This window comes from Chitinophaga sp. (genome assembly GCF_036566945.1).
In the GTDB taxonomy this organism is placed as follows: domain Bacteria; phylum Bacteroidota; class Bacteroidia; order Chitinophagales; family Chitinophagaceae; genus Chitinophaga.
This window is the reverse complement of sequence record NZ_DATCVJ010000506.1, coordinates 1-4,556: the sequence shown is the minus strand read 5'-3', so window position 1 is coordinate 4,556 and position 4,556 is coordinate 1. Positions and strand designations below refer to the sequence as shown.

4 protein-coding genes and 1 pseudogene are annotated in these 4,556 nt (G+C 44.4%); 2 read left to right on the top strand and 3 right to left on the bottom strand.

Annotated features, from left to right (window positions below):
- Nucleotides 1-213: 213 nt before the first annotated feature.
- Both plsY and VIP81_RS15490 read left to right on the top strand, forming a co-directional pair.
- A complete protein-coding gene (plsY, locus tag VIP81_RS15495) occupies nt 214-855 on the top strand; it encodes a glycerol-3-phosphate 1-O-acyltransferase PlsY (RefSeq protein WP_331962474.1) in 642 nt (213 codons plus the stop codon).
- A 108-nt stretch (nt 856-963) separates the two neighbouring features.
- The gene (locus VIP81_RS15490) at nt 964-1,767 is read left to right on the top strand and encodes a M48 family metallopeptidase (RefSeq protein WP_331962471.1); all 804 of its coding nucleotides are present in this window, start codon (nt 964-966) and stop codon (nt 1,765-1,767) included.
- Nucleotides 1,768-2,007: 240 nt separating this feature from the next.
- Here VIP81_RS15490 and VIP81_RS15485 read toward each other — a convergent pair whose 3' ends face one another.
- The 3 genes and pseudogenes from VIP81_RS15485 to VIP81_RS15475 form a co-directional block, all read right to left on the bottom strand.
- Nucleotides 2,008-2,958 (bottom strand): hydrogen peroxide-inducible genes activator, encoded by a 951-nt coding sequence (locus VIP81_RS15485; RefSeq protein ID WP_331962468.1) that lies wholly within the window; start codon nt 2,956-2,958, stop codon nt 2,008-2,010.
- Between the two features lie 178 nt (nt 2,959-3,136).
- Nucleotides 3,137-4,012, bottom strand: a complete 876-nt coding sequence (locus tag VIP81_RS15480) for a hypothetical protein (protein ID WP_331962465.1) — start codon at nt 4,010-4,012, stop codon at nt 3,137-3,139.
- Nucleotides 4,009-4,556: pseudogene (locus tag VIP81_RS15475) on the bottom strand (glutamate--tRNA ligase); the annotation flags it as partial. The gene VIP81_RS15480 and the pseudogene VIP81_RS15475, both read right to left, overlap by 4 nt.

The window sequence follows — 4,556 nt, the reverse complement described above, 5'->3', positions numbered from 1 at the left end:
TTGTAGCTGCAGCTGCTTCACAGGGATTTGTAATGGAAAAGAGAATAGAGAAAGACAACTGGCTTGCCCTGCAATTTGAAGTACCGGTATCGTAATAGAGTAAAAGTTACATATAAAAAGTGTTGATAATCCAACTTTTGTGTTATAATCTTTTCTAATATTGTCTCTATCTTAACACAGAATTTGTTATCTTAGCATTCCTAACTTGTAGTGATGGTAGAAATTTTATTGCTTATTTGTGCTTATCTGATCGGATCTGTTCCCACAGCTGTCTGGGTAAGTAAAGGCGTTTTTGGTATGGATATCAGGGAGTATGGTAGCGGCAATGCCGGTGCTACCAATACTTTCAGGGTACTGGGTCCTAAAGCCGGTACTTTTGTAATGGTAGTTGACATGCTGAAAGGCGTGTTAGCAGTACGTTTAGCTTATCTGGCCCCTTATTACCATGATCCCGTAAATCTTACTCAGCTGGTGAATCTTCAGATAGGGCTTGGCCTGGCTGCAGTAGTTGGTCACATTTTCCCTATTTGGGCAAATTTCAAAGGTGGTAAAGGTATTGCCACCCTGTTTGGTTTGGTACTGGCCATTCAACCACTGGTAGCTTTATGCTGCGTAGGGGTTTTCTTAATGATCCTGTTTTTAACGAGATATGTATCCCTCAGTTCTATTATTGCCAGCATTGCTTTCCCGATACTGATCCTTTACATTTTTAATGAACCGGAGATATTTTATCGCATTTTTGCTATTGCTGTAGCCCTGATGGTGGTATTAACGCATCAGAAAAACATCACGCGGCTGTTGAAAGGAGTGGAGAGTAAAGTGCCGTTATTTAAAAATAAAAAAGACAAAAACTAGTTATAGTTATATAGTAAAAGCATGAAGCAGAAAGCGATGGCCAATAAAATGTGCATGCTTTTTGCTTTGTGCTTTTTGCGTTTAGCGCAATTTTAAATTAATGCTCCCATGAAAAAGTATGTCTTATTCTTTACTGCCAGCCTCGCATTAGCCGCCTGTTCGCGCGTTCCTATCACGGGCCGTAGTCAATTGAACCTCCTTCCCGAAAGCACCATGCAGTCAATGGCGCTGCAGGAATACCAGACGTTTTTGTCGTCTAACAAGGTAGTGGCTCAAACAACCAGTAAAGATGCTGAAATGGTAAAAAGGGTAGGCCAGCGTATTGCCGCCGCCGTTACCAGGTATATGACCCAAAATAATATGGGTAACGAAGTCGCCAGTTATAAATGGGAATTTAATCTCGTAGATAATAAAGAAGTCAATGCCTGGTGCATGCCAGGTGGGAAAGTAGTGGTATATACCGGTTTACTGCCTGTTACACAAAATGAAACGGCGCTGGCCTGTGTAATGGGTCATGAAATAGCGCATGCTATTGCCCGTCATGGTAACGAACGTATGAGCCAGGGATTGGTCGTACAGGGAATACAGGTAGCAGGCGCCGTAGCCCTGAATAAAAACCCTACTGCCGTAAATCTGTTTAATCAGGCTTTTGGTGTAGGTGGTAACATGGGAATGCTCGCATTTTCCCGTTCCAATGAACTGGAAGCAGATCATCTGGGTGTTATATTCATGGCCATGGCCGGATACAATCCACAGGAATCTATTCCTTTCTGGACACGTATGGCCAACATGAGCCAGGGACAAAAGCCCCCTGAGTTTATGAGTACACACCCCAGCGATGCTACCCGTGTGCAAAAATTACAACAGCTGATGCCGGAAGCGATGAAATATTATACGCCCGGTAAAGCGTAAGGCATAAAGCGGAAAGCAAAAAGCTATTGAGGCGATTTTTTGTCTTACTCAGGATTATACTGATTTTGATGATTTTCCAGATTCGCCTTTTTGTTTTTGATATGATTAAAAAGATTAGGGGTGATAATAGCGAATATCCGCTGCTATCACCCCTAATCTTTTAATATCCTGAAAATCATCAAAATCAGTATAATCCTGAGTAAGACAAAAAATCGCCTCAATAGCTTTTTGCTTTTCGCTTTATGCTTTCTCCGTAATAATATCTATTACCTTTTTATTTTTCTGCACTTTCACTTTGTCTGGTACATGTGCGAGGATTTCTTTCTTGAAAGCCTCTATCAGTGCTTGTTTTATAAAGTGGCGATGTGTTACCAGGCTGATTTCCCTTACAGGTTCAGGGGCTTTGAAATAGCGTACCATATTCAGTTGCCGGGTGGTAAGATCCTGTAAAGACAGCTCCGGTAAAATGGTATATCCTTCATTGAGGTCCACCATTCTTTTCAGTGTTTCCACGCTACCGGTATTGTATTCCAGGTTCTTGTTATCGCCCATGGTGAATTTATCTTTACAGATATTCAGTACCTGGTTGCGCATGCAATGTCCTTCATTCAGCAGCCATACATCTTTGATGTCCAGCTCTTCAGCTCTCACTATTTTCTTCTCGTATAAGGCGTTGCTTTTGGCGGTGTACACCACAAAGGATTCATAAAACAGGGGATGTTCCTCCAGGTGTGGATTATGCAGGGGAGTGGCCAGTAAACCGCAATCCAGCAGTTCCTGTTTCAGCTGCTGCATAATTTGTTCTGTTGGGTATTCCCAGATTTCCAGTTTTACCTTCGGGTATTTTTTCATGAACCCGGTAAGAATGCGGGGGAGCAGATAGGGCGCCAGTGTTGGGATGATGCCTACTTTCAGGTTGCCCTGTACTTCTTTTTTCTGGTCTGCAATGATTTCGCGGATGCGGGCATTTTCCTTGATAATAATCCTGGCCTGTGCTACCACAGAAATACCTATTTCAGTAGGGACTACCGGTAATTTGCTCCTATCAAACAATTTAATGCCTAATTCATCCTCCAGTTTCTGTATCTGCATGCTTAGCGTTGGCTGGGTCACAAAGCATTTCTCCGCTGCCATGATAAAACTTCTGTAAGTGTCTACCGCAACAATATACTCCAATTGAACTGTCGTCATTTTCCTCTAAATTGATGCGACAAAGGTATCAATAAAATCTATAGGAAGGGGGAAAGAATTGGGAATTACGAATTTCAAATTACGAATTACGGATTTGTGAGAAGATAGGAGCGAAGGATGATCTCCGCATTTATTATCTCCCTACAAATCCGTAATTCGTAATTTGAAATTCGTAATTCTAGAATATTCTGTATCTGTATTTGATCTTTTCGGTATTGCTATACAGTTCCCGGATGTTGATAGAAGCTTGTATTTCACCTACAGCTTCTGTTTTCAGGTTTCTGAATTCCGCCTGTTTAGTGTCAATAATGCTCTTATCGGCCAGTCCGTTGTCCTGGGCAATTTTCAACGAGTTATTTACTTTGGCATAGTAAGAATCCAGCAGCGTGAAGTACTCGTTATAAAGATTCTCGAATCTTTTGGTTTGCAGTACGAGGTCTTCCAGTTGGTTGTTGACTTCTTTCAGGGAAGAATTTTCACGGAGCAGGGATTCATAATCTATCCGCTTGCCTTTGGAATATTTTTCTTCCAGTTTATTGAAATAGTCTACCACTTTTTCTTTTCTGAAATCAATGAAATATTCATTCATTGTCTGGCTCAGGCTCTGATTGCCTTTTTGAGGGGCAGGGAACTTCATGGAAGTGGCGGTGAAAGACAGGTGGTCAAATAAGTTGTCCTGTAGGAGACTTAACTGATCTTTGTTAAAGTTCAGGCCATATTCGAATTTCTGGTTAGCATCATTTAATGCGGTGTAATACACTACATATTTGTTCAGCTCTTTTTCAAAATCCTGTAATGACTTCTGATTGATTTGTTTGTTATTTACGCTCACACTATGCAGGAAATTCATCACAGAGTTGGCAATGGCCAGCGGTGGTGTGAGAGAGGTAAAGCTCTGGAAAATCGGGCTGTTGATAATTGACTTGGTAGATTCTACAATTTTAGAATTCTTCTCGCTTTTATCCCCTTTATTTTGAAGGATGATTTTTTGTACCAGCTCTACGATGCGATCGCTCAGTGAAAATCCGAGGGCTTTACTTTCGGGGTTATTCAATGAAGTGATGAATACATCCAGGTTGTTGGTAGTGGTGGCGGGCTGATTCGCTTGCCGGTCACCGCGACGCGCACCGGGCCGTACGCCTTGCGCGGCTTGAGCCCGAGGCCGTCGATCAGGGCCGCGGTCAGCGCGTCCTGGATCTCGGCCGTCGACCACGTGTGGAGCCCCGCGAGAGCGTCGCGCGAAGCCCGGACGACACCCAGACCCTCCTCGTCGAGCAGCTTGGCGGCGTCCTCCTCGTCGAGCGCGAAGTCGGCCTCCGCGACGAAGAGGAACCGCAGCATGTCGGAGGCCTCGCCGAGCTTGTTGATCCGCTCAGCGACCAGCGGCATCGCGGCCTCGAGCATCTGCGCGTCGGCATCGTTGACCGGGTCGCTGATGATCCCGTCGGCCTTGAGGAAGGGAATCACCCGGTGGGTGATGTCCTCGACCGGCAGCAGCCGCATGTGGGAGGCGTTGATCGCCTCCGCCTTCTTGACGTCGAAGCGGGCCGGGTTCTTGACCACGTCGTGGATCTCGAAGGCCTCGACCATCTCCTCCA

Coding starts and splice junctions, on each gene's coding strand:
- plsY (WP_331962474.1), top strand. CDS start 214: ATGGTAGAAATTTTATTGCTTATTTGTGCTTATCTGATCGGATCTGTT.
- VIP81_RS15490 (WP_331962471.1), top strand. CDS start 964: ATGAAAAAGTATGTCTTATTCTTTACTGCCAGCCTCGCATTAGCCGCC.
- VIP81_RS15485 (WP_331962468.1), bottom strand. CDS start 2,958: ATGACGACAGTTCAATTGGAGTATATTGTTGCGGTAGACACTTACAGA.